Here is a 21906-nt window from a genome sequence, read left to right on the forward strand (position 1 = left end):
CGCAGAACGCGTTCGGCCGTCCCTGGTAGGTGGCGCGAGCGAATTCTTTCGAAACGTGGGAGCGCTTCCACGTAAGCCATGTGCATGCCACGATGCTCCGCGGATGCTTGCCTTCCGAAAGGGGCGGGTCGATGACGACTCCACGGATGCGTACGTTCATCAGCGGGCTGGTGCTCGCGTTACTGGCCGTCGGCATGGCCGCCCTGTCGCCCGGCCCGGCGGCCGCCGGCGACTCCGGGACGGCTCGGAAGGACGCGCTGCCCGGCTCCTTCACCTGGTCCTCGACCGGTCCGCTGATCGCTCCCAAGCCGGACGCCGGCCACCCGATCGTCTCCGTGAAGGACCCGACGGTCTTCCGCTACAAGAACCGCTGGCACGTCTACGCGACGACCGCCGACACCGCCGGCCGGTGGAGCCTGGCGTACACGAGCTTCACGGACTGGTCCCGGGCGGCGGCCGCACCGCAGACCTTCCTGGACGCCAACCCGAACATCGGCAACCGGTACGCGGCCGCGCCCCAGGTGTTCTACTTCGCCCCGCAGAAGCTCTGGTACATGGTCTACCAGACGGGCCCGCCGTCCTACTCCACCACCACAGACCCCTCCAAGCCGGAGAGTTGGAGCGCCCCGCGCTACTTCTTCGACAGCGAGCCCCCCGTCGTCACGGAGAACAAGGGCATCGGATTCTGGCTGGACTTCTGGACGATCTGCGACAAGACCGACTGCTACCTGTTCTTCTCCGACGACAACGGCCACCAGTACCGCTCCCGGACCACGCTCGCCGAGTTCCCGAACGGCTTCCGCGACACCGAGATCGTGCTGTCCGAGCCCAACCGCTTCGACCTGTTCGAGGCGAGCAACGTCTACCGCCTCGGCGACAGCGGCAAGTACCTGATGCTCGTCGAGGCGCTGGCCACCAAGTCCGACTGGCGGCGCTACTTCCGGGCCTGGACGGCCGACAGCCCGGGCGGCACGTGGACGCCGCTCGCGGACACCGAGGCGAACGCGTTCATCCGCGCGAACAACGTGACCTTCGAGGCCGGACAACCCGCCTGGACCAAGGACTTCAGCCACGGCGAGCTGATCCGCGACGGCGTCGACCAGAACCTCAACATCAACCCCTGCCGACTGCGCTACCTCTACCAGGGCATGGACCCGGCAGCGAGCGGTGACTACTCCCAACTGCCCTGGCGACTGGCCCTGTTGACCCAGACGAACTCCACCTGCTGACGACCGCGCACCACGTCCGAAGAGCCGCGACCGGAAAGGGACAAGGACGTGCCCCTCACCCCCCGCAACACCCCGAGCAGACCCCTGCGTTCGGTGCTCGTGACGCTGCTCGCGGCACTGGTGCCGTTGCTCGCGGCCACCCTCCTCACCGCGCCGACCGCCTCGGCCCGCCCCGAGCGGGCCGCCGCGGCCCCCACCGCGACGCTCACCGAAGTCACGGACTTCGGCACCAACCCCAGCAACCTCCAGATGTACCTGTACGTGCCGGACAGCGTCACCGCGAACCCCGCGGTCGTGGTCGCCGTGCACTACTGCACCGGCTCCGGCCCCGCCATGTACTCCGGCACCGAGTGGGCCTCGCTGGCCGACCGCTACGGCTTCGTGGTGGTCTACCCCTCGGTCACCCGCGCCAGCAAGTGCTTCGACGTCTCCTCGCCCCAGGCGCTGAAGCGGGGCGGCGGCAGTGACCCCGTCGGCATCAAGTCGATGGTCGACTGGGTCACCCGCACCTACTCCGCCGACCCGGGCAGGATCTTCGCCACCGGCATCTCGTCGGGCGCGATGATGACGAACGTCCTGCTGGGGGACTACCCCGACGTCTTCTCGGCGGGCGCCGCCTTCTCCGGCGTACCGTTCGGCTGCTTCGCCACCACCGACGGCTCCGAGTGGAACAGCGCGTGCTCGGGCGGCACGGTGACCCACACCCCGCAGGAGTGGGGCGACCTCGTGCGTGCCGCCTACCCCGGCTACACCGGCCCGCGGCCGCGCATGCAGGTCTGGCACGGCACCGAGGACGACGTGCTGCGCTACCCCAACTTCGGGGAGGAGATCAAGCAGTGGACGAACGTCCTGGGCGTCAGCCAGACCCCGGCCGCCACCGACCAACCCGTCTCCGGCTGGATCCGCACCCGCTACGGCGCCACCGGTGACCGTGCCCCGGTCGAGGCGATCAGCCTCCAGGGCGTCGGCCACAACCTCTACGCGAACGGCATGGCGGCCCGCGCCCTCACCTTCTTCGGCCTGGACAGCTCGGGGCCGGCTCCCCAACCCCAGCCGGGCGCCTGCAAGGTGACGGCCTCGACCAACGCCTGGAGCACCGGCCTCACCGGTTCGGTGACCCTCACCAACACGGGCACGACGTCGGTCAACGGCTGGCAACTCGGCTTCACCCTGCCCGCCGGCCAGACCATCACCAACGGCTGGGGTGCCACGTACGCGCCGTCCTCCGGAGCGGTGACGGCGACGAACGTGTCGTACAACGGCACGCTCGCCCCGAACGCGAGCGTCACCATCGGCTATCAGGCGAACCACACCGGGAACAGCGCGGCTCCCGGTGCGTTCACGCTCAACGGGAAGGCCTGCACGGGCTGACGTCTCGGGCCGCACGGGCGGTCGGGGTGACGCTCCCCGGCCGCCGTGTCGCCATCAGTACGGCAGGATGCGCCCCGAGGGCGTCTGCCTGAGGCCATCAGTCTCGTCGCTTTCGGCGCCGGGCACATCGTGCCCGGGGAGACATCACGTGCGCGGCGCTCACACCGACCGGTGGTACTGGTCCGGAACGTGCACGTCCGCGCCCAGTTCCCGCGCCGCCTGCCGTGCCCACGACGGGCTGCGGAGGAGTTCGCGGCCCAGGAGTACGGCGTCGGCCTCGTCGTTCGCCAGGATCTTCGCGGCCTGTTCGACGTCCGTGATGAGGCCGACCGCGGCGACCGGGAGCGAGGTCTTGGCCTTGACGCGGGCGGCGAAGGGGACCTGGTAGCCGGGGTCGGTCGGGATGCGGACGCCGGAGGCGTTGCCGCCGGTGGAGACGTCGAGGAGGTCGATGCCGTGGGCTTGGAGGTCGCGGGCGAAGCGGACGGTGTCGTCCGGCGTCCAGCCGCCCTCATCCAGCCAGTCCGTCGCCGAGATGCGGAAGAAGAGGGGCTTGTCGTCCGGCCACACCTCCCGGACGGCGTCGACGACTTCGAGGGCGAAGCGGGTGCGGTTCTCGTACGAGCCGCCGTACGCGTCGGTGCGGTGGTTGGAGTGCGGGGAGAGGAAGTTGCCGATCAGATAGCCGTGGGCGCCGTGGATCTCGGCGACCTCGAAGCCGGCGGCGAGGGCGCGGCGGGCGGCGTCCGCGAACTGGCCGACTACCTCCTGAATCTGATCGACTGTCAGCTCGGTCGGCACCGGGTGGTTCTCGTCGTACGCGAGAGGGCTCGGCGCCACCGCCTGCCATCCGTACGCGTCCGGCCCGAGCGGCGCGCCGCCCGTCCACGGGCGGTCGGTCGAGGCCTTGCGGCCCGCGTGGGCGAGCTGGATGCCCGGGACCGTGCCCTGGGACACCAGGAAGCGGGTGATCCTGCGGAACGCCTCGACCTGGGTGTCGTTCCAGATGCCGAGGTCGTACGGGGAGATCCGCCCCTCGGGGCTGACGCCGGTGGCCTCGACGACGATCAGGCCCGTTCCGCCGGCCGCGCGCGCCGCGTAGTGCGCGAAGTGCCAGTCGTTGGGGGCGCCCGCGTCGGGCCCGTCCGGTGCCGCCGAGTACTGGCACATCGGGGGCATCCAGACCCGGTTCGGGATGGTCACGTCACGCAGGCTGAAGGGCTGGAAGAGGGAGCTCATGGCGAGCTGCTCCGATCGTCGCGGGGCCGATGGACGAGTCGTACGATAGGCATCGTAGTACGGGAAGTGTCAAACTACGAGACCTCTCGTACAATGGAACCCCCGAGCATGTGGAGCCGCCGTGACCTCCCCCGCCGTCAGCAGCCGTGATCTCCCGCATCCGGCGCGCGAGGAGATCCGGCTGGAATCCGTGCTGCACGCGTTGTCGGACCCGATGCGGCTGCGGATCGTGCGAGAGCTCGCCGCCGTCGGCGACGAGCTCTCCTGTTCGCACTTCGTCCTGCCCGTCACCAAGTCCACGACCACGCACCACTTCCGGGTGCTGCGGGAGGCCGGGGTGATCCGGCAGGTCTACCGGGGCACGGCCAAGATGAACGGCCTGCGCCGGGACGACCTAGACGACCTCTTCCCGGGGCTTCTGGACGCCCTCCTCGACGCCGCCGGCCGGCAGGCCGTCCGCCTCGGTGACTCCGGCGTCGGCTGAACCAGCCTTCGTCGGCAGGTGGTTGAAGAGCAGGTTCAGTGCGATCGCCGTCAGGCAGCCCGCGCTGATGCCGCTGTTCATCACCGTCTGGAACCAGTCCGGGAACTTCTCGTAGATCGTCGGCACGCCGACCGGCAGGACGCCCATGGCGACCGAGACGGCCACCACGGTCAGGTTGTTGTTGCCCTTGAAGTCCACCTGGGCCAGCGTCCTGAGGCCGCTCGCCGCGACCGTCCCGAACATCACCAGGCCCGCACCGCCGAGGACCGGTGCCGGGATGGCCGCCACCACCGCGCCCAGCTTGGGCAGCAGGCCGAGCAGCACGAGGATGCCGCCCGCGGCGGCGACGACCCAGCGGCTGCGGACCCTGGTCATGCCGACGAGGCCGACGTTCTGCGCGTACGCCGTGTACGGGAAGGTGTTGAAGACGCCGCCGAGGACGGTGGACAGGCCGTCGGCGCGCAGGCCGTCGGAGAGGGAGCGAGGGTCTATCTTCCGGTCCGTCATCTCGCCGACCGCGATGAAGTCACCGGTCGTCTCGGTCATCGTCACCAGCGCCACCACCAGCATGGAGATGATCGCCGACGCCTCGAAGGTGGGCGCGCCGAAGTGGAACGGCGTGCTGATGCCGACCCAGTCGGCGTCCCCGACCCCGTCGAAGTCCGTGAAGCCGAAGGGGACGGCGACCGCCAGACCCACCACGATGCCGATCAGCACCGCGACCCGGCTCAGGAACGCCGGCGCGAACCGCTGCACGCCGAGCACCACGACGAGGACGAAAGCGGCGAGGGCGACGTTCTTCGGCTCCCCGAAGTCCGCCGACCCGACACCGCCCGCGACCCAGTTGCCCGCGACCGGCAGCAGCGAGATGCCGATGATCAGGATGACCGTGCCGGTGACGAGCGGCGGGAAGAACCGCAGCAGCCTGCCGAAGACGGGCGCCAGCAGCACGATCGCGAGCCCCGCGACGATCACCGAGCCGTAGATCGCGGGCAGCCCGCCGCCTGTCGTACCGATGAGGACCATCGGCGACACGGCCGCGAACGTACAGCCCTGCATGATCGGCAGTCGTACGCCGAACCGCCAGAAGCCGATGCACTGGATGAGCGTGGCGATCCCGCAGACCAGCAGGTCCGCGGTGATCAGATACGCCAGGTCCGCGGGCGACAGCTTCATCGCACCGCCGACGATCAGCGGCACGGCCACCGCGCCCGCGTACATCGCGAGCACATGCTGCAGACCGAAGGCGGCCAGTTGCCGTACGGGTGGTACCTCGTCGACGGGATGCACGGGTGCGGTCGTTGCCATGGGCACTCCAGAGCGGCGGATGGCTGGGAACATGCGAACAGCACGAGACCGTACGAGGCTTGAACAGTTTGTTGATTTCGGCGCTGTTGCCGATGTGTGTCATGCCCACCCAGTTGCCCGCGAAGCCGTCAAGGAGCGGCCGATCGTGCCGCGGCCAGCAGCGATTCCCAGTCCGGCAGTTTCACCACGCCCCGCCCGAGCGAGGCCCCGAGCTCCGCCTCGGCCCGCTCGATCGCCTGCCACCCCGCCCACTGGACGGGCCGGATCCCGTCGGCGCGCAGCGCCGTGAGCGGGTCCTCGGGGAGATCTTTGTGTACGAGTGCAGGGGCGTCCGCCAGCAGCGAGGTCACCGTCTCCTTGGCGCACGGACGGTTGGTGCCGATCACGCCCGTGGGCCCGCGCTTGATCCAGCCCGCCACGTACTCGCCCGGCGCGACCACGCCCTCGCGCAGTACCCGGCCGGCGAGATTGGGCACCGTGCCGCTCGCCGTGTCGAAGGGCAGCCCCTCCAGCGGCACCCCGCGATAGCCCACCGAACGCAGCACCAGCTGGGCCTCGATCTCCTCGAACTCGCCCGTGCCCGCCACCCCGCCGTGCCCGTCCGGCGCCGTCCGCTCGAACCGCACCGCGCCCACCCGCCCCCCGTCCGCGAGGAGTTCGACGGGGCGCAGGAAGAACCGCAGCCGGATCCGGTGCGGCGCGGGATCTCCGGCCGGGGTCTGCGCCCAGCCGCGCAGCACCTCCACGTTGCGGCGCTGCGCCGCGGGCAGTCCGGAGGGGTCGACGTAGGCCGGGTCCAGGGCCAACTCCGCCGGGTCCACGGCGACTTCGGTGCCGGGCAGGGCGCCCAGCTCGCGCAGTTCCTTGGTGGTGAAACGGGCCTGCGAGGGGCCGCGCCGCCCGACCATGTGGATCTGGGACACCTGGCTCGCGGCCAGCGCGGTGAGGGCCGTCTGGGGCATGTCGGTGGGGCTCAGTTCCGCGAGGCCTCGTGCCAGCATTCGGGTGACGTCCACGGCGACGTTCCCCACGCCGATGACCACCGCCGACCGGGCGCCGACCACGAAGCCGTCGGCGGCGGAGTCGGGATGCGCGCTGTACCAGGACACGAACTCCGTCGCCGACCAGCTGCCCGGCAGGTCCTCGCCCGGGATCCCGAGGTGCCGGTCGGTGGCGGCGCCCACGCAGTACACGACGGCGTGGTAGAGCTCCCGCAGCCGCGCGGCGGACACGCCTTGGGGGCCGATCTGAATCCCTCCGAGGAAGCGCACCCGTTCGTGCTCCAGGACCGTGCGCAGATTGTTCTGCAGCGACTTGATCTTCTCGTGGTCCGGCGCCACGCCGTACCGCACCAGGCCGTACGGGCAGGGCAGCCGGTCCAGGACGTCGACACGCACCTGGGCGTCCTGCTGGACGAGGCTCTGGGCGGCGTAGCACCCGCTGGGCCCGGAGCCGACGACGGCGACATGCAGCACGGCGGAACTCCTCACCGGGGGACCCGAGGGGTCGACGGGAGAACGCTGTCACCTCCAGCATCGCACCGCCGCCGCTCCGCTGACAGGGTGCTGTGCGCAGGACGGGCACGCGTGTCCGTTTTTCTGGAGTGTGATCATGCGGTTACGTTGCGTGTGTGCTAGAAGCATCCTTTCTTAATCTTTCCGATCGCTGTCCGACGGACGGCACGGTGTCCGTGTGGCCCGCGTGGGAAGTGCGGGAGGGCGAGAGCGCGACCTCGTGGTTCGACGTCCGGCTGGAGTTCGGCGACGGTGCCCGGGTCGACGTGCTCGCCGTGGTGGCCGAGGGGTGTGTCTCACTGGAGGACGTCCGGGCCCAGCCGGCGCTGTCCCTGGACGACCTGGCCGTGCTCGCGGACTGGATCGAGGGCCCGCTCGCCGAGGCCTCGGGACTCGGGCCCGAGCCCGGACCCGAGGTGGCCGGGCCGCGCCGCGCCCGCCCCGCGTGGCCGCGCGGCATCGAGGGACGGTGGCTGGTCGCACAGGAGTACCGGGCGGCCCAGGAGGAGGGCGTCGACCCCGTGCTGGCGGTGATGTGCGCGACCGGGCACAGCCGCCGCAAGTCGCTGCGGCTGATCGCCCAGGCGCGTGACGCGGGCTACCTGACACCACGTCACGCGCGGCGCTGAGCGGTCCTGTCGGGTGGTGACCGACTATTGGGTCACTGCATGTCCCGCATCCGCGCGATCTCGCTGGTCTGCTGGGCCACCACGTCGTCGGCCATCTCCTCGACCCGGATGTTGTTGCCCTGTGCCTTCACCTCAGTGGCCATCGTGATCGCCCCCTGGTGATGCGTGATCATCAGGGTGAGGAAGAGCTGGTCGAACGCCTCGCCCTTCGCCGCGCGCAGTTTCTTCAGCTGGGCCTCGGTCGCCATGCCGGGCATCGAGGTGTGATCGTGGCCGTCGCCCTTCTCGTCCTCGCCGTGCTCCGACAGCCAGGCCTCCATGCTGTCGATCTCCGGCCCCTGGGCGGCGCCGATCCTCTCGGCCAGTCTCTCGAGCTTCGACGACCCGGCGCGGTCCGGGACCAGTTCGGTCATCTCCAGGGCCTGCGTGTGGTGCTCGATCATCATCCGCGCGTAGGAGACGTCGGCCGAGTTGGGGGTGTCGTCGTCGGTGCGCTGCTTCGCCGCGTCCTCGGCGGACATCGTCCGGTTCGCCTCACCGGGCTTGCCGGGCACGAGCACCGAAGGCCCGGTCGCCGAGGCCGACTTGGCCTCCGACCCGGAGTCGCAGCCCCCGAGGGCGAGTACGGCCAGGGCGGCCAGTGAGGCCGCGGCGAGGGGTGCGCGGTACGCACGACGGAAGGGCACAACGACCTCCTGTGGCAGGCGGGGTGGGGGACACCTCGTGAGTGTCGAAGACCGTCCTAGCACGCTTCCGCGCGCAACTGATCAAAAACCTTTATTACGTGTTCGTTGCCCCCTGTTGATATGTGCATGGTGAAGACGATACTTCGGGGGTGCGTGATCCGTTCCCCCACGAACGGCACTAGGGAGGAAGCAGTGATCCTGTTGAAGGAACCCCGAACGCGATACAGACGCCTGGGAGTTGCCGCCACAGCGGCGGGCCTCCTGGCGGCTCTGCTGACGGCCGGTCCGGCGGCCGCGACCCCCGACCCGGGGGACGCTCCGGCCACGAGCGAGGAGGTGTCCAGGAGCGACGAGGCCGAGGTCCGCGCGTCGATCGCCGAGGGTGAGATACCCGGCCAGGACGAGATCGTCCACTCGGCCAACATCGAACACCTTGTCAACATCCCCAAGGACGTCCTGCCCGGCACCAATTCGGACCTGGCCTTCCAGGGGAAGTACGCCTTCTCCGGCAACTACGACGGCTTCCGCATCTTCGACATCAGCAACCCGAAGGCGCCCAAGACCGTCTCCCAGGTCCTGTGTCCCGGCTCGCAGAACGACATCTCCGTCTCCGGCAACCTGCTCTTCCTGTCGACCGACTCCTCGCGCAGCGACAGCAGTTGCAGCAGCACCACCCAGCCCGTGACCGAGAAGTCCTCGTGGGAGGGCATGAAGGTCTTCGACATCAGCGACAAGAGGAACCCCAAGTACGTCGCCGCCGTCGAGACCGCCTGCGGCTCGCACACCAACACGCTGGTGCCCGAGCGCAGGAACGTCTACATCTACGTCTCCTCGTACTCGCCGAACGCCACCTACCCGGACTGCCAGCCGCCGCACGACGGCATCTCCGTCATCAAGGTGCCGCGCAGCGCCCCCGAGAAGGCGGCGATCGTCAACTTCCCGGTGCTCTTCCCCGGTGAGGGTCCGGACGGCGGCGGCAACCCCGGTGCGCCCACCAACCCGGGTGTCTCCAAGACCACCGGCTGCCACGACATCACCGTGCTGCCCTCGAAGGACCTCGCCGCGGGCGCCTGCATGGGCGACGGCATCCTCTTCTCCATCGAGGACCCGGAGAACCCGAAGATCATCGACCGGGTGCAGGACAACGTGAACTTCGCGTTCTGGCACTCGGCGACCTTCAACCAGAAGGCCAACAAGGTCGTCTTCACCGACGAGCTGGGCGGCGGTGGTGCGGCCACCTGCAACGCGGAGATCGGCCCGAACAAGGGTGCCGACGGCATCTACGACATCGTCGGCAAGGGTGACCACCGCAAGCTCGTCTTCCGCAGCTACTTCAAGATCCCCCGTCACCAGGCGGCCGTCGAGGTCTGTGTGGCCCACAACGGCTCGATCATCCCGGTCAAGGGCAAGGACATCATGGTCCAGGCCTGGTACCAGGGCGGCATCTCCGTCTGGGACTTCACCGACTCCGCCCGCCCGAAGGAGATCGCCTACTTCGAGCGCGGCCCGGTGAACCCCGAGCGGCTCACGACGGCCGGATCCTGGTCGGCGTACTACTACAACGGCTACATCTACTCGAACGACATCGCCAAGGGCTTCGACGTACTGAAGCTCAGCGACCGGCGCACCGACCCGGCGAAGTGGGTGCGCCTGGACGAACTCAACGTCCAGACGCAGCCGGACTACTTCGACTGAGTCGTACGCGGCTCGGGACCGCACTCCGGTGCGGTCCCGGTGGCGAAGAACCGTGACAGATCCGTGTCGCACGTCCCGCCGGACGCCGCCTCGGCGTCCGGCGGAACCCCCAGCTCCCAGTCGAGCCGGTACCGCTTGAACAACTCGGCCCGCAGCACCGGCACGGACATCGGCACCCCCGGCACCAGGGCCGCGAAGACCGCGCCCATCAGCAGGGCGCGCAGCATGGCGTAGTCCGCGTCGACGTCCTCGCAGCCGTGGCGGGCGACCGTCTCCCGCAGCAGCTGGGCAAGGCGCTGCTGCTCCGGGCACTGCACGAAACCCTCGGCCTGCAGGATCCCGGCCATGTGCTGGCGCATCAGCACGGGCTGATCCCGTGCCAGAGCCAGGATCGCGTCGATGGCCCGGGCCATCCGCTCCCGGCCGTCCTCGGTACGCGGCTCGCGCTCCAGCGCCTCCTCCAGCGTGCGGTGCATGAGCCGGTGCACGGCGGACTGCACGAGTCTGCGCTTGCCGGGGAAGTAGTACGACACCAGACCGCGCGCCGAGCCGGCTCTGTCCGCGATGTCGCCGAGGGTCGTCGCCTCGTATCCGCGCTCGCTGACCAGCTCGACCGCCGCCTGCAGAAGCCGTTCCCGGGAACGCCGGCGCAACTCTTCATTGACCGAGGCGCTGCGCGGGGACATGCTGTAACTCCTGCGTTGACTGGCTATCAGCCAACTATACTCAGCGCGTCCGGGCCGGCCCCCGAAAGGGCCTGGTCGGGGCTGCTGCCGTCCTGGGCGACGCGGGGGATCGTCCAGGACGGTCGAGCACGTCTGATACGGGCTCAGCCCACCAGATCCAGCACCGGCCGCAGCCCGTCCGGCCGCTCTGCCACCGGCAGATGGTCCACGAAGTGCACCCGGCAGCCCAGGGCCGCCGCGCCGCCGTCCGCCCGCCGGTCGTCACCGACCATGAGGGCGTCGGGCGGCTCGACGCCGAGTGCGGCGCAGGCGGTCGCGAACAGCCGGGGGTCCGGCTTCTGGATGCCGTGTTCGTACGACAGGACGTACGTGTCGACGCAGGAGTCGAGGCCGTGCTCGCGGAACACCGGTCGCAGATCCCACCCGATGTTGCTGACCACGCCGACGCCGATCCCGCGCTCGCGCAGCGTCCGCAGCACCATGGCGGCGTCGGCGTAGGGCGCCCAGGCGACCGGGGACATGTGCCGGTCGTACAGCGCGTCGTACAACGCGGGATCCGGGAGCGGCACTTGGCGGGCGACGCCGGTGTACGCGGCCCGGTGCAGCTCGGCGCTCTTGTCGCGGATCTCCCAGACGTGGGCGAGCTCGTCAGGGATCTGTTCGACGGGGTGGGTTCCGCCGGGCAGCGCGCCCACCCGGTCCAGAGCATGCGCGGTCCGCAGCAACTCGGGCTCGCTGAGGGGCAGCTCGGCCTCGGTCAGGACGGCTCGCAGCCAGGTCTCGGTGGACTCGATACGGAAGAGGGTTCCGGAGAAGTCGAACAACACGGCGGCCATGGGGTGATCTTAAGGGGCGATGTTCCACGCCACGGGAAGATCGCTGCCGCAGAACACGCAGACGAAGTCGCCCTCGCGTACCACGGAGCACTCCCGGCACCGCTCGCACCGCCGGAACACGACCTCGTGCGTGAAGCGGCCGGGATGTCCGATGCCCGCGAGGTCCAGGGCGTGGGCGACGGCCTGCCACGAGTCGAGGTCCGGGCAGTAACCGGTGGACTGGTTGGTGACCTCGCGGACCGTCCGGCGCCCGACGTCGCGGTGGAACCCGATCTCGCCCGCGGCCAGGACGTCGCCGCCGCCCGCGCACGCCACGTGTTCGCTTCTGCGGGGCGCGAGCCGCAGCAGGCCGTCCAGGGCGACGACGAAGGTGAACGGCTCCGCGCTCTCGGCCGTCCCGCGCTCGGCCTGCCAGACGGCGAGATCGTCGGCGGAGCGGACGATCCGGCCCGTGCTGTCCGGCCGTACCGTCGATCTCGGTTCGGGCGGGCCGATGTAGCGGTAGCTACGCGGGGGCGGGGTCACGGGTGTCGTCGCTGGTGGACCGATACCGCCAGGGCCACCACCAGCGCGCCCAGCAGCCAGCCGCCGATCACGTCCGAGGGCCAGTGGACGCCCAGCCACACGCGGGTCAGGCCGACGCCGACGACGGAGATCACGGCCACGGTGACGGCCGTACGCCACAGGATCCGGTCGGCGCCGTGGTGGTGCAGCAGCCACAGGAGGAGGCCCAGCACGACCGTGGCGGTCAGGGCGTGGCCGGAGGGGAAGGCGGCGTAGTGGGCGGAGTCGACGGGGTCGGGCCAGACCGGCCGCGGGCGCCCGACCACGGCCTTGAGGCCCTGCTGCAGCGCTGTGCCCAGCGCGGCGGACACCGCCAGCCATCCGGCCGTCCACCAGGCCGCATGCCGCCACACCAGCCACACGACCACGACCGCGCACAGGATGCGCATCGTCCACGGGTCCCAGACCCAGTCCGTCAGGATGCGGGACGTCTGGGTGACGTCCGGGTCGTCCACGGCCCAGCGGTGAGCGGTGTCGGCGATGTCGCCGTCCAGGGTGAACAGGGGATGCCACTCGGCGGCGACCAGGGCGATCAGCAGCGCCGAGCACAGCGCGAGGATGCCCGCGGCGCGGGCGGCGCCGCGGTACGCCGGCGGGCGGGGCGGGGAGTCGACGGGCGGAGTGTGCATGCTGCGATCCTCGCCGAACCATGGGGCACGAAGCCAATCCCACGTCCCGCCCGCCCTCTCAGGCACCTCATCCCAGTGCCCGCGACCCCGGTACGAACGCCAGCAGCACCGGCACGACCGACACCAGCGCGGCCGCCGCCGTCAGCCGCAGCCGACGGGCCGCCGTGAACCGGTCCGGGGGCGCGAGCAGCCGGTGGACGCGCTGCGGCACCTGCGCCTGCGGGGTCGGGCAGGGGCCGAACACGGCCCGGTCCTCGTTGAGCCCGACCAGGGCGAGCGCGGTGGTCAGCAGGCCGAAGCGGCGGGAGGCCATGTCGTCGGCGGCGAGTTCGACCAGCCGGTGCGTCTCGTCCCGGAACGCGGCGAAGACCGGCACCCTGCGGGAACCCGCCCGCCAGCGTGGCCGAGCAGCGCAGCAGCCAGTCGTGGCGGGCCTGCGCATGACCCTCCTCGTGCGCGACGAGGGCGTCCGGCTGCCGGCCCTTCAGGCGGCGCGGCGCGGCCGTGGTGATGACGAGCCGGGGCGCCGCGCTCCCCAGCCACCAGGCGTCGGGCCGCTCACCCTCAAGGACGACGAGCCGACTGCCGGCGGCCCTCTCGCCGGGCAACAACGGGGCGCGGAGCAGGAGTTCGGCCCGGCGCAGCCGACGGCGGGCACGCGCCCGTACGACTTCCCGGACCAGCATCGCCGCGCTCCACACCCCGCCGCAGGCGAGCGCCACCGCGGTCGCGGCGGCCCACGGCTCGGCCGTACCGAGCGTGTACGCCTCCACGACGACGTTCGGCGCGGGGGCGAACACCTGACCCCGCTCCGCCTGCCAGGCGGTCGCCGCGCTGAGCGTCAAGTGCCGCGGGGAGCCTCATGAGCGCGGCCTGTGAGCGCGGTGCCGCTCACCGGCACGGCCTGCCACACGAAGTGACGCAGGCAACGGTTGCCTACGGCGGTCCGAGCGACCGGCGCCGCGGCGCGACCCGCCTCAGAGCGTCAGCAGCATCGCCACCATCCCGATCCCCATCGACAGCCGGCACGCCCGGGCGAGCTCCGGCCGGTCGCGCCACCCCCCGGCCGCACCGCCGACGGCGACGGCGACGGGGACCAGGCGGAGGCCGGACAGCAGCACGTACCCGGTGAAGTAGAGGAGGAGCGCCCCCGTCAGCAGCGGGATCCCGGTGCCGCCGGATGCGGGGTGGTGTCCGGGGGAGGCGGCCATGACCACCGCCATGTAGACCATGGCCGAGGCACCCACGAGGTGGTGCAGATGGTGGGCGCCGGCCCGGGCCGCCCACAGGGCGTGCAGCGCGGCAGCGCCGAACACGACCGCGTAGGCGGGCCAGGCCCAGGGCGGGGGTGTGAACGCCGTGGCGGGCACGGCCATCGCGGCCATGCCGAAGCCCATCAGCGCCTCGCCGCCCGCGGCCCGGCGCTGTTCCTCGACGGTGCTGCGCATCCGCAGCAGGCAGTACGCCCCGGTCGCCGCACACAGCGCCACCAGCAGCCAGCCGGGCGAAGCCGGTCCGTGCACGCCCACCTCCCCGCTCGACGGTCGGTGCTCGACGGTCGGTCAAGGAATGCCCGGGCGATGCGGGCGCGCAAGCGAGCGCAAGGGGGCAAGCGGGGAGCATTCGGCGGAGCACAGCAGGTGAGCGGCTATCTTTTACAGGTAAAACACCTGCTAAGCTTGTCGCCATGAGCCGTGCCGCCCCCACTCCCGTCGCTTCGCCCGCCCGCCGCCTCCCCCTCGCCGGCGTGCTGCGTCTCGGCCGGCCCTCCGACATCTGGTTCAAGCCCGCTGTGAGCGTGGTCGTCGCCGTCGCCCCGCCCAACCTGATCCTGCTGGCCCTCGACCGGCTCGACCTGGCGATGTACACGATGGCCGGGGCGCTGTGCGCGCTCTACGCCCACAACCGCCCCTACGCCGCCCGGGCCCGCGCCCTGGCCTGGGTCGTCCTCGGCATGATCGGCGGCCTCGCCGTCGCCCTCCTCGCCGCCTCCCTCACCTCCAGTGCCGTCGTTCTCGTGGCCGTCGGCGCCGTCCTGGCGGCCGTACAGAAGGTGCTGTGCGACGCCACCCGGATCGGGCCGCCGGGCAATGTGGTCCTCACCTTCATCAGCACCGCCGCCCTGTTCGCACCCCAGTCCCTCGGGCAGATCCCGGCCCACCTGGCGCTGGCCGTCGCGGCGGGCGTCTGGGCCTGGCTCATCGGCATGGCGCCCGGCCTGCTGCGCCCGCACGGCCCGGAGCGCCGCGCCACCGCACACGCCCTGCACGCGGCGGCCGCGTACGCCACCACGCGCGGCACCGGTGACGGCCACGCCCGGGCCCGCGCCGCCGCGGCCGCCGCCGTGCAGGCCGCCTGGCAGTCACTGCTCTCCGCCGGCGCCCCCACCGGGACCCGGCGCGCCCTGGAGCGGCTCGTCGTACGCGCCGAGATCGCCCTCGCGGCGCCCGTCGACACGGACCCGGAGCGGCTGCGCACCTGGGCCCGCGCACTGCGCGGCACCGGCCCGGTCCCGCAGGCCGGCCCGTTGCCCGCCGAGACCGACGAACTCCTCGGTGTGGACGCCGAATTCGCCGCCCCGGCCCGCCCGTGGTGGAGCCGGCTCGGACCGCTGACCCCGCTCGCCGTCCGCACCGCCCTCGGCTGCGCCCTCGCGGGCTACGCCTCCCTCGCCGTCGGGGTCGGCCGCCCCTACTGGGCCCTGGTCACCGCCGCCTCGCTCTACCAGGCCAACCTCACCCTCACCTGGAGCCGGGGCGTCCAGCGCGTCGTCGGCAACCTCGTCGGCGTCCTCCTCTTCGCCGCCGTGGCCCCGCTGGCCCACCTCGGCCCGGCGGCCCTGGTGCTGTGCTGCCTCGCCTTCAACTTCGGCGCGGAGGCGCTGATCAGCCGCAACTACTGGCTCGGCAGCGTCTGCGTGACCCCGATGGCCCTGCTCATCACCGAGTTCGCCGGCTACCAGGAGCCCGGCCGGCTGATCACCGAGCGGATCGTGGACACCGTCGTCGGCGCCCTGGTCGGCTTCCTCGCGGCCGTCGCCGTCACCAACCGGCGCGCGGGCACCGGCGTGGAGCGTGCGCTGACCGCCGTCGAGCGCTCCCGCGAGCGCGCCGCACGCCTCCTGGCCGAGCCGCACCCCGCGCCCGCGGCCCTGGAATCCGCCCGCCGCGCCCTCGCCGCCGCGCTCGTCGACCTGCGCGCCACCGCTGAGGCCGCGTCAGGCGAATGGTGGCAGCGGGCCCTGCCGCACGAGAGGGTCGTGCTCGCCGAGCAGTCCGGACACCGTACGCTCGCGGCGACGGTACGGCGTCGGGGACCGCACCTGGACCGGCGCACGGACGAGACGACGGAGGACGTACGGCCATGACGGCGAGCAGCGGAGCGGGCGCCCCCGGAGCGACGAGGAGCGACACCGTCGCCGCGGTCGTCCGGCAGTGGCAGTCCGTCCACCCCGACCTCGACACCGGCCCCATGGAGATCATCGGCCGCATCAACCGCTCCGCCGCCCTCCTCCAGCAGGCCGAGGACGCCCCGCTGCGCCGGGCCGGGCTCAGCCGCCCCGAGTTCGACCTGCTCGGCGCGCTGCGCCGCACCGGCCACGAGCTCACCCCCGGCGAACTGGCCCGCGAGACCTTCTCCTCCGGCGCCGCCGTCACCAAGCGCCTCAAGGCCCTCACCGAACGCGGCCTGGTCGAGCGCCGCGGCGACGCCCGCGACCGCCGCGTCGCCCACCTCCGTCTCACGGACGCCGGGCGCGACCTGGTCGACGGCATCCTGCCCGAGCAACTGGCCTATGAGACCGCCGTGCTGTCGGTCCTGGACTCCACCGAGCAGGACGAACTGGCGGAACTGCTCTCCGGGTTGCTGAGCCGGCTCGAGGGGCTCCAGGGGGTACTGCGCCCTTGAACCCGTCTCCCGCGCCCGGGTTTCGGAAGTTTCGGAGACCGGCGCGCCATTGACGTCGGCAGCGCATGGTTCCTACGTTCGACCAGGCCGGTTCGGATCATCGATCGGCGTACGACATACCGGACGAAGGATGGATGCCGTGACAGCCGAGACGCCCGCCCCCGACACCCTCACCGTTGACCTCGGCACCGAGACCGGCCCCTTCCACGGCGGCGCGAGCGGAACCCTCTACGGCCTGTACGGCGACGGAGTGCCGAGCCGCACCCTCGTCGAGGGCATGTACGTCCGTACGGTCACCACCAAGGCCCAGGACGGCATCCAGCACCCCGGCGGCGACGCGCTGGAGATCCTGCCGCCCTTCGTCGCGGCCGGCGGCCGGGACGTGTACGTCTACCTGCCCGACTTCTACCGCGGCTTCCCGTACGAGTGGCCCGGCGCCGACGGCGAGGAACGGCTGGCCGGTTTCCTGGAGATCGTCCGCCGCCAGGTGGAGCACGTCCTGACCCTCGGCCCGGACAGGTCCCACGTCGTGTACGTCCCGTTCAACGAACCCGAGGGCAACATGTTCGGCGAGGGGGAGTGGAGCCACAATGGAGTCTCCTGGCGCACTGACCCTCGGCACTACTTCGCGGCCTGGAAGAAGACGTACCACCTCATCAAGGGCCTCGACCCCGACGCCCGCGTCGCCGGCCCCAACACCTGCATCCTGTATCCCGAGGTCCGAGGCTTCCTGGAGTTCGCCAAGGAGCACGACGTGCTGCCCGACGTGATCACCTGGCACGAGCTGTCGTCACCGGCCGAGGTCCGCACGAACGTCGCCAAGTACCGGGACATGGAGCGTGAGCTGGGCATCGGCCCGCTGCCCGTCAACCTCAACGAGTACGCGCACAACTACCACGTCTCCGTGCCCGGCCAGATGGTGCAGTGGATCTCCGCCATCGAGGAGTCCAAGGTCGACGCCGACCTGGCGTACTGGAACATCGCCGGCAACCTCAACGACTCGGCGGTGGAGGCGAACAAGGCCAACGGCCAGTGGTGGCTGTTCAACGCCTACGGCCAGCTGACCGGCAACACCGTCCGGGTCGTGGCCCCGCATCCCAACGTGCAGTACACCCTCCAGGGCGTCGCCACGCTGGACCCGGCCAAGCGGCAGGCCCGCGTGCTGTTCGGCGGCGCGGGCGGCACCGCGGACGTCGTCTTCGAGGGCGTCGACCCCGATGTCTTCGGCACGACCGTGCACCTACGGCTCCACGAGATTCCCTGGACGGGGCAAGTCGGCGCGAGCGCCCAGCCGTTGCGGCTGCGGGACGAGGAACTGCCGGTCGTGGACGGCCGGGTGACCCTGCCGGTGAGCGACCTCGACGCGATGTCCGCCTACCAGGCCGTCCTGTCGCCCGGCGGCAACGGAGCCGCGTCGCTGCCGCCCGCGATCCGGTGGCGGCGGACCTACGAGGCCGAGGACGCCACCTACACGGGCACCGGCCACTCGAAGAACGGACCCGAGGGATCCCCCTTGGACGTCGACAGGTTCGCCACCTCGGGCGGCTACCACGTGGGCGGCCTGCGCACCGGTTCCGACGGCGTGCTCGCCTTCGACGTCGAGGTCCCGTACGACGGGACGTACGAGGTCGGCGTGTTCGCCAACTCCCACAACCAGGCCGAGCTGGTAAGGGAGTTCGGCCCCACCAACGTCTTCCTGCGCGTGGACGGCGAGGCGCCGCGCGAGCTGCGGCTGCCGCTCGGCTACAAGTGGGCGGTGTGGGGCCACACCGACACCCGCGTGGAGCTGACCGCGGGCAGGCACCGCATCACGCTCGCCGCGCAGGACCCGGACCTCGGCGTCACGAAGGGCGACGCGGTCGTCGACAAGCTGGACCTCGCCCTGCGCGACGACGACGGCACCGCCCTGTACGAGGCCGAGTACGCGTCCCTCGGCGGCGGAGCGGTCGTCAGCCACGCCCACCGCGGGGCCTCGGGGCCCGGCGCCGCCGTACTCCCACGCGGGGGCACGGTCACCTTCTGGGTGCACGCGGCCGACGACGGCGAGGCGAGCGTGACCGTCGACGTCCTCGGCCCGGGGGAGGGGCTGCTCACGGTCAACGGCGAGGACGTCGGCCGCGTCGAGCGGGGCGCCGTACCGCTCTTCCTGGCCGGAGGCGTCAACAAGCTCACGGTCACCGGGGGTTCGGAACTCCTCGTCGTGGACCGGCTGCGGGTCGGCCCGTCCCGTGACCTGCTGCTCAGCACAACCCACCCGGCCGAGGAGGGCGCCCTGACCGGCACCGCGAAGGTGACCGGATACGCGTACGCCACCGGCGGCAAGGCGGTGGACGGCATCGGCGGCGGCCCCGACAACGCGCTCACGCTGACCGTGACGGCGGACCGCACCGGACGCCACGCGCTGACCGTCCGCTACGCCAACGGCGAGCAGGCGCCCGCCACGCACTACAACCCCGACCCGGTCTGCCGCCACGCCGACATCTCCGTCAACGGAGCCGCCCCGCGCCGCGTCCTGTTCCCCACCACCTTCCACTTCAACAACTTCTGGAACCTCTCGGTCCCCGTCACCCTGGAACAGGGCACCAACACGGTCACCTTCACCGCCGACGAACTCCCCGACTTCGGGGGCGAGTCGCGCAACCAGTACGGTCAGCGTTCCGCCTACGCACCCGTCGTCGACCAGGTCACCGTGACCCCCCTGTTCTAGAGGCCGCGCCGTTCTAGAGGATCTCGGTGGCCGTGCGGCGGTAGGTCGAGCGCCGATCGGCGATCTCGGGCCAGCGGTCGCCGTAGATGTTGCGGGTGATGGCGGGTTCCCGTACGAAGTCGTGCGGGAACCCGAGCGACACGGTGCTCACCTCGTCGAGCCGGGCCACGACGTCGGCGTCGAGCCGGACGTCCACACAGCCGAGGTTGTCGGCGAGCTGGCTCTCCTTGGTGGCGGCGACGATCGGCACCACGTTGCCGGGGCGGCCGAGCAGCCAGGCCAGGGCCACCTGCGCGGGACTCCAGCCGCCCTGCTCCGCGATGTCCAGGACGGCGGAGATGACGTCCTCCTCCTGAGAGGTCGGCCTGTCGTCCCAGAGGTCCAGCCGCCCCGACTCGCCCCTGCGGTACTTGCCGGTGAGCTTCCCGGCCGCCAGCGGCGCCCAGGCGAGCACGGCGAGGTCGAACGCCCGCGCCTGCGGCAGCAGTTCACGCTCCGGCGTCCGCTCCAGCAGGTTGTACCGCAGCTGCGAGCCCGCGAATGCGGTCCAACCCCGCAGCTCGGCCAGGGTGTTGGCCTGCGCGATCTCCCAGGCGGGCCAGTCCGAGACGCCGACGTACAGCACCTTGCCGGTCCGTACGAGGTCGTCGAGTGCCCGCATGACCTCCTCGACCGGCGTGAAGTTGTCGCGGGCGTGCACCCACAGGACGTCCAGCCGTTCGGTCCGCAGCCGCTCAAGGCTCGCCTCCACCGACTGCACCAGGTTCTTGCGGTGGTTGCCCGCGGCGTTGACGTCCCCTTCGCGGATCCCGCAGGTGTACTTGCTGGCCAGGACGAACTCGTCGCGCCGCCCTTCGAGCAGTTCCCCGAGGATCCGCTCCGAACTGCCGCCCGTGTAGATGTTCGCCGTGTCGACGAAGTTGCCGCCGGCGTCCGCGTAGGCGTCGAGGATCCGGGCGCTGGTCTCCTTGTCGGCACCCCAGCCCAGGTCGTCCCCGACGGTCATCGCCCCGAGACTCAGCTCGCTCACGCGCAGACCGGTCTTGCCGAACAGTGTGTAACGCACGCACTTTCCCTTCAGGCAGATCGTGCGTACGACGCTAGGAGCTGGAGCGCACTTCAACGCAAGCGCAGGTCCTCAGCGTTCGTAGCCCGCGATGTACACGCCGAACATCGCCCCGGCCTGATCCCGCAGCACCGCGATCCGCGGACCGTCCGGCACCGACGTCGGCTCCATCAGGATGGTGCCGCCCGCCTCGGTCGCCGTGGCCGAGGCCGCGTCCACGTCCGCCACCGCGAAGTACGGCAGCCAGTGCGGCGGAACCTCGTGCGGGAACTTGTCGTCCATCGTGACCATGCCGCCGAAGTCCGAGCCGTCGAGGCCCCACTGCGTGTAGCGCTCCGAGGCGTTGACGCTCCAGCCGAACACCGTCGTGTAGAAGTCGACGGCCCGCTCGGGAGCCCTGGTCATCAGCTCCACCCAGCCCAGTGAGCCGGGGGCGTTGAGCAGACCCGCGCCCTCGAAGCCCGCCGCCTGCCACAGATGGAAGGCGGCGCCCTGCGGATCGGTGACGGAGGCGAAGCGGCCCATGCCGGGGACGTTCCCGGGTTCGAAGACCACCGAGCCGCCCGCCGACCTCACCTTCTCCACCGTGGCGTCCACGTCCGACACGGCGAACGTCACGTACCAGACGACGGGCTGCGGCTCCTCGCCCAGCGGGACGAGCGCGGCGACCGGGAGCTGCCCGAGGTAGGCGATTGTGTAGCCGCCCATCTCCTCCCGGCTGTCCGTCTCCGTCCGCCAGCCGAAGAGGGCGGAGTAGAACTCCTTGGCCGCCGTCAGGTCCGGCGCTCCCACCTCGGCCCAGCACGGCCCGCCGGCCACCGGCTTGTCGAGTTTCATGACGTCACGGCCTTCCTGCCGACGCGGGCGTCTCCTTTCGCACGCTAGCGCCGGTCCGTCGGCCCGGCCATCCGGCGGCGCGGAGCGGTCTCGCGGACCGGGAGCGACCTGTGCGGTGGCTCAGCTCCCGGGCCGGTACCGCATCGGATGGTCCGCCGGAACCTCCACCAGCACGATCCGCGTGCCGTCCGGGTCCCTGATCCACATCTCGATCAGCCCCCACGGCTCCCTCACCGGCGGCCGCACGATCTCGACCCCCTTGGCCCGCAGCTCGTCGTACGCGGCGGACACGTCCTCGACCTGCATCCACAACCGCACGGCCGGCGACGGAGCCGCGTCGGACTGTCCGGACACCTCCAGGAAGCCGCCCCCGAGGAAGTAGACGGTCCCGCGCTGCGGCCCCGTACCGAACTCTCGATGGACAGCGAGCCCCAGCTGCTCGCCGTAGAAGGCACGGGACCGTTCCGGATCGGTGGGGCGCAGCAGGATCCTGCCGCTCAGTACGTGCACCATGCATCCG

General features: G+C 71.3%; 20 protein-coding genes and 1 pseudogene. 8 read left to right on the top strand and 13 right to left on the bottom strand.

Annotation, left to right across the window (positions count from 1 at the left end; all coding sequences use genetic code 11):
- Positions 1 to 131: 131 nt before the first annotated feature.
- Both OG252_RS43625 and OG252_RS43630 read left to right on the top strand, forming a co-directional pair.
- Positions 132 to 1229 (top strand): non-reducing end alpha-L-arabinofuranosidase family hydrolase, encoded by a 1098-nt coding sequence (locus OG252_RS43625; protein ID WP_266444537.1) that lies wholly within the window; start codon positions 132 to 134, stop codon positions 1227 to 1229.
- A 93-nt stretch (positions 1230 to 1322) separates the two neighbouring features.
- A complete protein-coding gene (locus OG252_RS43630) occupies positions 1323 to 2600 on the top strand; it encodes an extracellular catalytic domain type 1 short-chain-length polyhydroxyalkanoate depolymerase (RefSeq protein WP_443068512.1) in 1278 nt (425 codons plus the stop codon).
- Positions 2601 to 2759: 159 nt separating this feature from the next.
- Here OG252_RS43630 and OG252_RS43635 read toward each other — a convergent pair whose 3' ends face one another.
- Positions 2760 to 3839, bottom strand: coding sequence for an NADH:flavin oxidoreductase/NADH oxidase (locus OG252_RS43635; protein WP_329343156.1), 1080 nt, complete (start codon positions 3837 to 3839; stop codon positions 2760 to 2762).
- A gap of 121 nt (positions 3840 to 3960) precedes the next feature.
- Between OG252_RS43635 and OG252_RS43640 the strand changes: the two genes are divergently transcribed.
- The gene (locus OG252_RS43640; protein WP_266444546.1) at positions 3961 to 4323 is read left to right on the top strand and encodes an ArsR/SmtB family transcription factor; all 363 of its coding nucleotides are present in this window, start codon (positions 3961 to 3963) and stop codon (positions 4321 to 4323) included.
- Here the strand turns inward: OG252_RS43640 and OG252_RS43645 are convergent.
- Both OG252_RS43645 and OG252_RS43650 read right to left on the bottom strand, forming a co-directional pair.
- A complete protein-coding gene (locus tag OG252_RS43645; RefSeq protein ID WP_329343159.1) occupies positions 4234 to 5631 on the bottom strand; it encodes a nucleobase:cation symporter-2 family protein in 1398 nt (465 codons plus the stop codon). The two genes, OG252_RS43640 and OG252_RS43645, sit on opposite strands and share 90 nt — an antisense overlap.
- 128 nt (positions 5632 to 5759) lie before the next feature.
- Positions 5760 to 7106: an FAD-dependent oxidoreductase gene (locus OG252_RS43650; RefSeq protein WP_329343161.1), complete on the bottom strand. Its 1347-nt coding sequence runs from the start codon at positions 7104 to 7106 to the stop codon at positions 5760 to 5762.
- Between the two features lie 209 nt (positions 7107 to 7315).
- Between OG252_RS43650 and OG252_RS43655 the strand changes: the two genes are divergently transcribed.
- A complete protein-coding gene (locus tag OG252_RS43655; protein ID WP_266444554.1) occupies positions 7316 to 7774 on the top strand; it encodes a DUF6214 family protein in 459 nt (152 codons plus the stop codon).
- A gap of 32 nt (positions 7775 to 7806) precedes the next feature.
- On the opposite strand, the gene OG252_RS43660 is transcribed toward OG252_RS43655, so the two are convergent.
- The gene (locus OG252_RS43660) at positions 7807 to 8460 is read right to left on the bottom strand and encodes a DUF305 domain-containing protein (RefSeq protein WP_329343164.1); all 654 of its coding nucleotides are present in this window, start codon (positions 8458 to 8460) and stop codon (positions 7807 to 7809) included.
- A gap of 192 nt (positions 8461 to 8652) precedes the next feature.
- Here OG252_RS43660 and OG252_RS43665 point away from each other — a divergent pair, with 192 nt between their 5' ends.
- Positions 8653 to 10155, top strand: a complete 1503-nt coding sequence (locus OG252_RS43665; protein WP_266444559.1) for an LVIVD repeat-containing protein — start codon at positions 8653 to 8655, stop codon at positions 10153 to 10155.
- On the opposite strand, the gene OG252_RS43670 is transcribed toward OG252_RS43665, so the two are convergent.
- The 6 genes and pseudogenes from OG252_RS43670 to OG252_RS43695 all read right to left on the bottom strand — a co-directional run bounded on the left by OG252_RS43670 (position 10143) and on the right by OG252_RS43695 (position 14393).
- Positions 10143 to 10841, bottom strand: a complete 699-nt coding sequence (locus OG252_RS43670; protein WP_266444562.1) for a TetR/AcrR family transcriptional regulator — start codon at positions 10839 to 10841, stop codon at positions 10143 to 10145. The two genes, OG252_RS43665 and OG252_RS43670, sit on opposite strands and share 13 nt — an antisense overlap.
- Before the next feature lie 143 nt (positions 10842 to 10984).
- Positions 10985 to 11677, bottom strand: a complete 693-nt coding sequence (locus OG252_RS43675; protein WP_329343168.1) for an HAD family hydrolase — start codon at positions 11675 to 11677, stop codon at positions 10985 to 10987.
- A gap of 9 nt (positions 11678 to 11686) precedes the next feature.
- Positions 11687 to 12202, bottom strand: a complete 516-nt coding sequence (locus OG252_RS43680; protein WP_329343171.1) for a hypothetical protein — start codon at positions 12200 to 12202, stop codon at positions 11687 to 11689.
- Entirely contained in the window at positions 12199 to 12870 is a 672-nt protein-coding gene (locus OG252_RS43685; protein ID WP_329343173.1) for a phosphatase PAP2 family protein, read from the bottom strand. The genes OG252_RS43680 and OG252_RS43685 overlap by 4 nt, the downstream gene beginning before the upstream one ends.
- 67 nt (positions 12871 to 12937) lie before the next feature.
- Positions 12938 to 13715: pseudogene (locus tag OG252_RS43690) on the bottom strand (M56 family metallopeptidase).
- Positions 13716 to 13847: 132 nt separating this feature from the next.
- Complete coding sequence (locus OG252_RS43695; protein ID WP_266444577.1) at positions 13848 to 14393, bottom strand: DUF5134 domain-containing protein; 546 nt, start codon at positions 14391 to 14393, stop codon at positions 13848 to 13850.
- A gap of 164 nt (positions 14394 to 14557) precedes the next feature.
- On the opposite strand from OG252_RS43695, the gene OG252_RS43700 reads away from it, so the two are divergent.
- From OG252_RS43700 to OG252_RS43710, 3 genes are all read left to right on the top strand, one after another.
- Positions 14558 to 16237, top strand: a complete 1680-nt coding sequence (locus tag OG252_RS43700; RefSeq protein WP_329343176.1) for an FUSC family protein — start codon at positions 14558 to 14560, stop codon at positions 16235 to 16237.
- The gene (locus OG252_RS43705; protein ID WP_266444583.1) at positions 16234 to 16776 is read left to right on the top strand and encodes a MarR family winged helix-turn-helix transcriptional regulator; all 543 of its coding nucleotides are present in this window, start codon (positions 16234 to 16236) and stop codon (positions 16774 to 16776) included. The genes OG252_RS43700 and OG252_RS43705 overlap by 4 nt, the downstream gene beginning before the upstream one ends.
- A gap of 130 nt (positions 16777 to 16906) precedes the next feature.
- Complete coding sequence (locus OG252_RS43710) at positions 16907 to 19483, top strand: cellulosome protein (protein WP_329343179.1); 2577 nt, start codon at positions 16907 to 16909, stop codon at positions 19481 to 19483.
- 13 nt (positions 19484 to 19496) lie between these two features.
- Here the strand turns inward: OG252_RS43710 and OG252_RS43715 are convergent, their stop codons facing one another.
- From OG252_RS43715 to OG252_RS43725, 3 genes are all read right to left on the bottom strand, one after another.
- On the bottom strand, positions 19497 to 20549 hold the full coding sequence (locus tag OG252_RS43715; protein ID WP_329343181.1) for an aldo/keto reductase: 1053 nt from the start codon (positions 20547 to 20549) through the stop codon (positions 19497 to 19499).
- 72 nt (positions 20550 to 20621) lie between these two features.
- Positions 20622 to 21386, bottom strand: coding sequence for a VOC family protein (locus OG252_RS43720; RefSeq protein ID WP_329343183.1), 765 nt, complete (start codon positions 21384 to 21386; stop codon positions 20622 to 20624).
- Between the two features lie 120 nt (positions 21387 to 21506).
- Entirely contained in the window at positions 21507 to 21899 is a 393-nt protein-coding gene (locus OG252_RS43725) for a VOC family protein (RefSeq protein ID WP_329343185.1), read from the bottom strand.
- Between the last annotated feature and the right edge of the window lie 7 nt (positions 21900 to 21906).

Source organism: Streptomyces sp. NBC_01352, from assembly GCF_036237295.1.
Taxonomy (GTDB): domain Bacteria; phylum Actinomycetota; class Actinomycetes; order Streptomycetales; family Streptomycetaceae; genus Streptomyces; species Streptomyces plumbiresistens.

Coding starts and splice junctions, on each gene's coding strand:
- OG252_RS43625 (WP_266444537.1), top strand. CDS start 132: ATGACGACTCCACGGATGCGTACGTTCATCAGCGGGCTGGTGCTCGCG.
- OG252_RS43635 (WP_329343156.1), bottom strand. CDS start 3,839: ATGAGCTCCCTCTTCCAGCCCTTCAGCCTGCGTGACGTGACCATCCCG.
- OG252_RS43645 (WP_329343159.1), bottom strand. CDS start 5,631: ATGGCAACGACCGCACCCGTGCATCCCGTCGACGAGGTACCACCCGTA.
- OG252_RS43670 (WP_266444562.1), bottom strand. CDS start 10,841: ATGTCCCCGCGCAGCGCCTCGGTCAATGAAGAGTTGCGCCGGCGTTCC.
- OG252_RS43675 (WP_329343168.1), bottom strand. CDS start 11,677: ATGGCCGCCGTGTTGTTCGACTTCTCCGGAACCCTCTTCCGTATCGAG.
- OG252_RS43685 (WP_329343173.1), bottom strand. CDS start 12,870: ATGCACACTCCGCCCGTCGACTCCCCGCCCCGCCCGCCGGCGTACCGC.
- OG252_RS43700 (WP_329343176.1), top strand. CDS start 14,558: ATGAGCCGTGCCGCCCCCACTCCCGTCGCTTCGCCCGCCCGCCGCCTC.
- OG252_RS43705 (WP_266444583.1), top strand. CDS start 16,234: ATGACGGCGAGCAGCGGAGCGGGCGCCCCCGGAGCGACGAGGAGCGAC.
- OG252_RS43710 (WP_329343179.1), top strand. CDS start 16,907: ATGGATGCCGTGACAGCCGAGACGCCCGCCCCCGACACCCTCACCGTT.
- OG252_RS43720 (WP_329343183.1), bottom strand. CDS start 21,386: ATGAAACTCGACAAGCCGGTGGCCGGCGGGCCGTGCTGGGCCGAGGTG.
- OG252_RS43725 (WP_329343185.1), bottom strand. CDS start 21,899: ATGGTGCACGTACTGAGCGGCAGGATCCTGCTGCGCCCCACCGATCCG.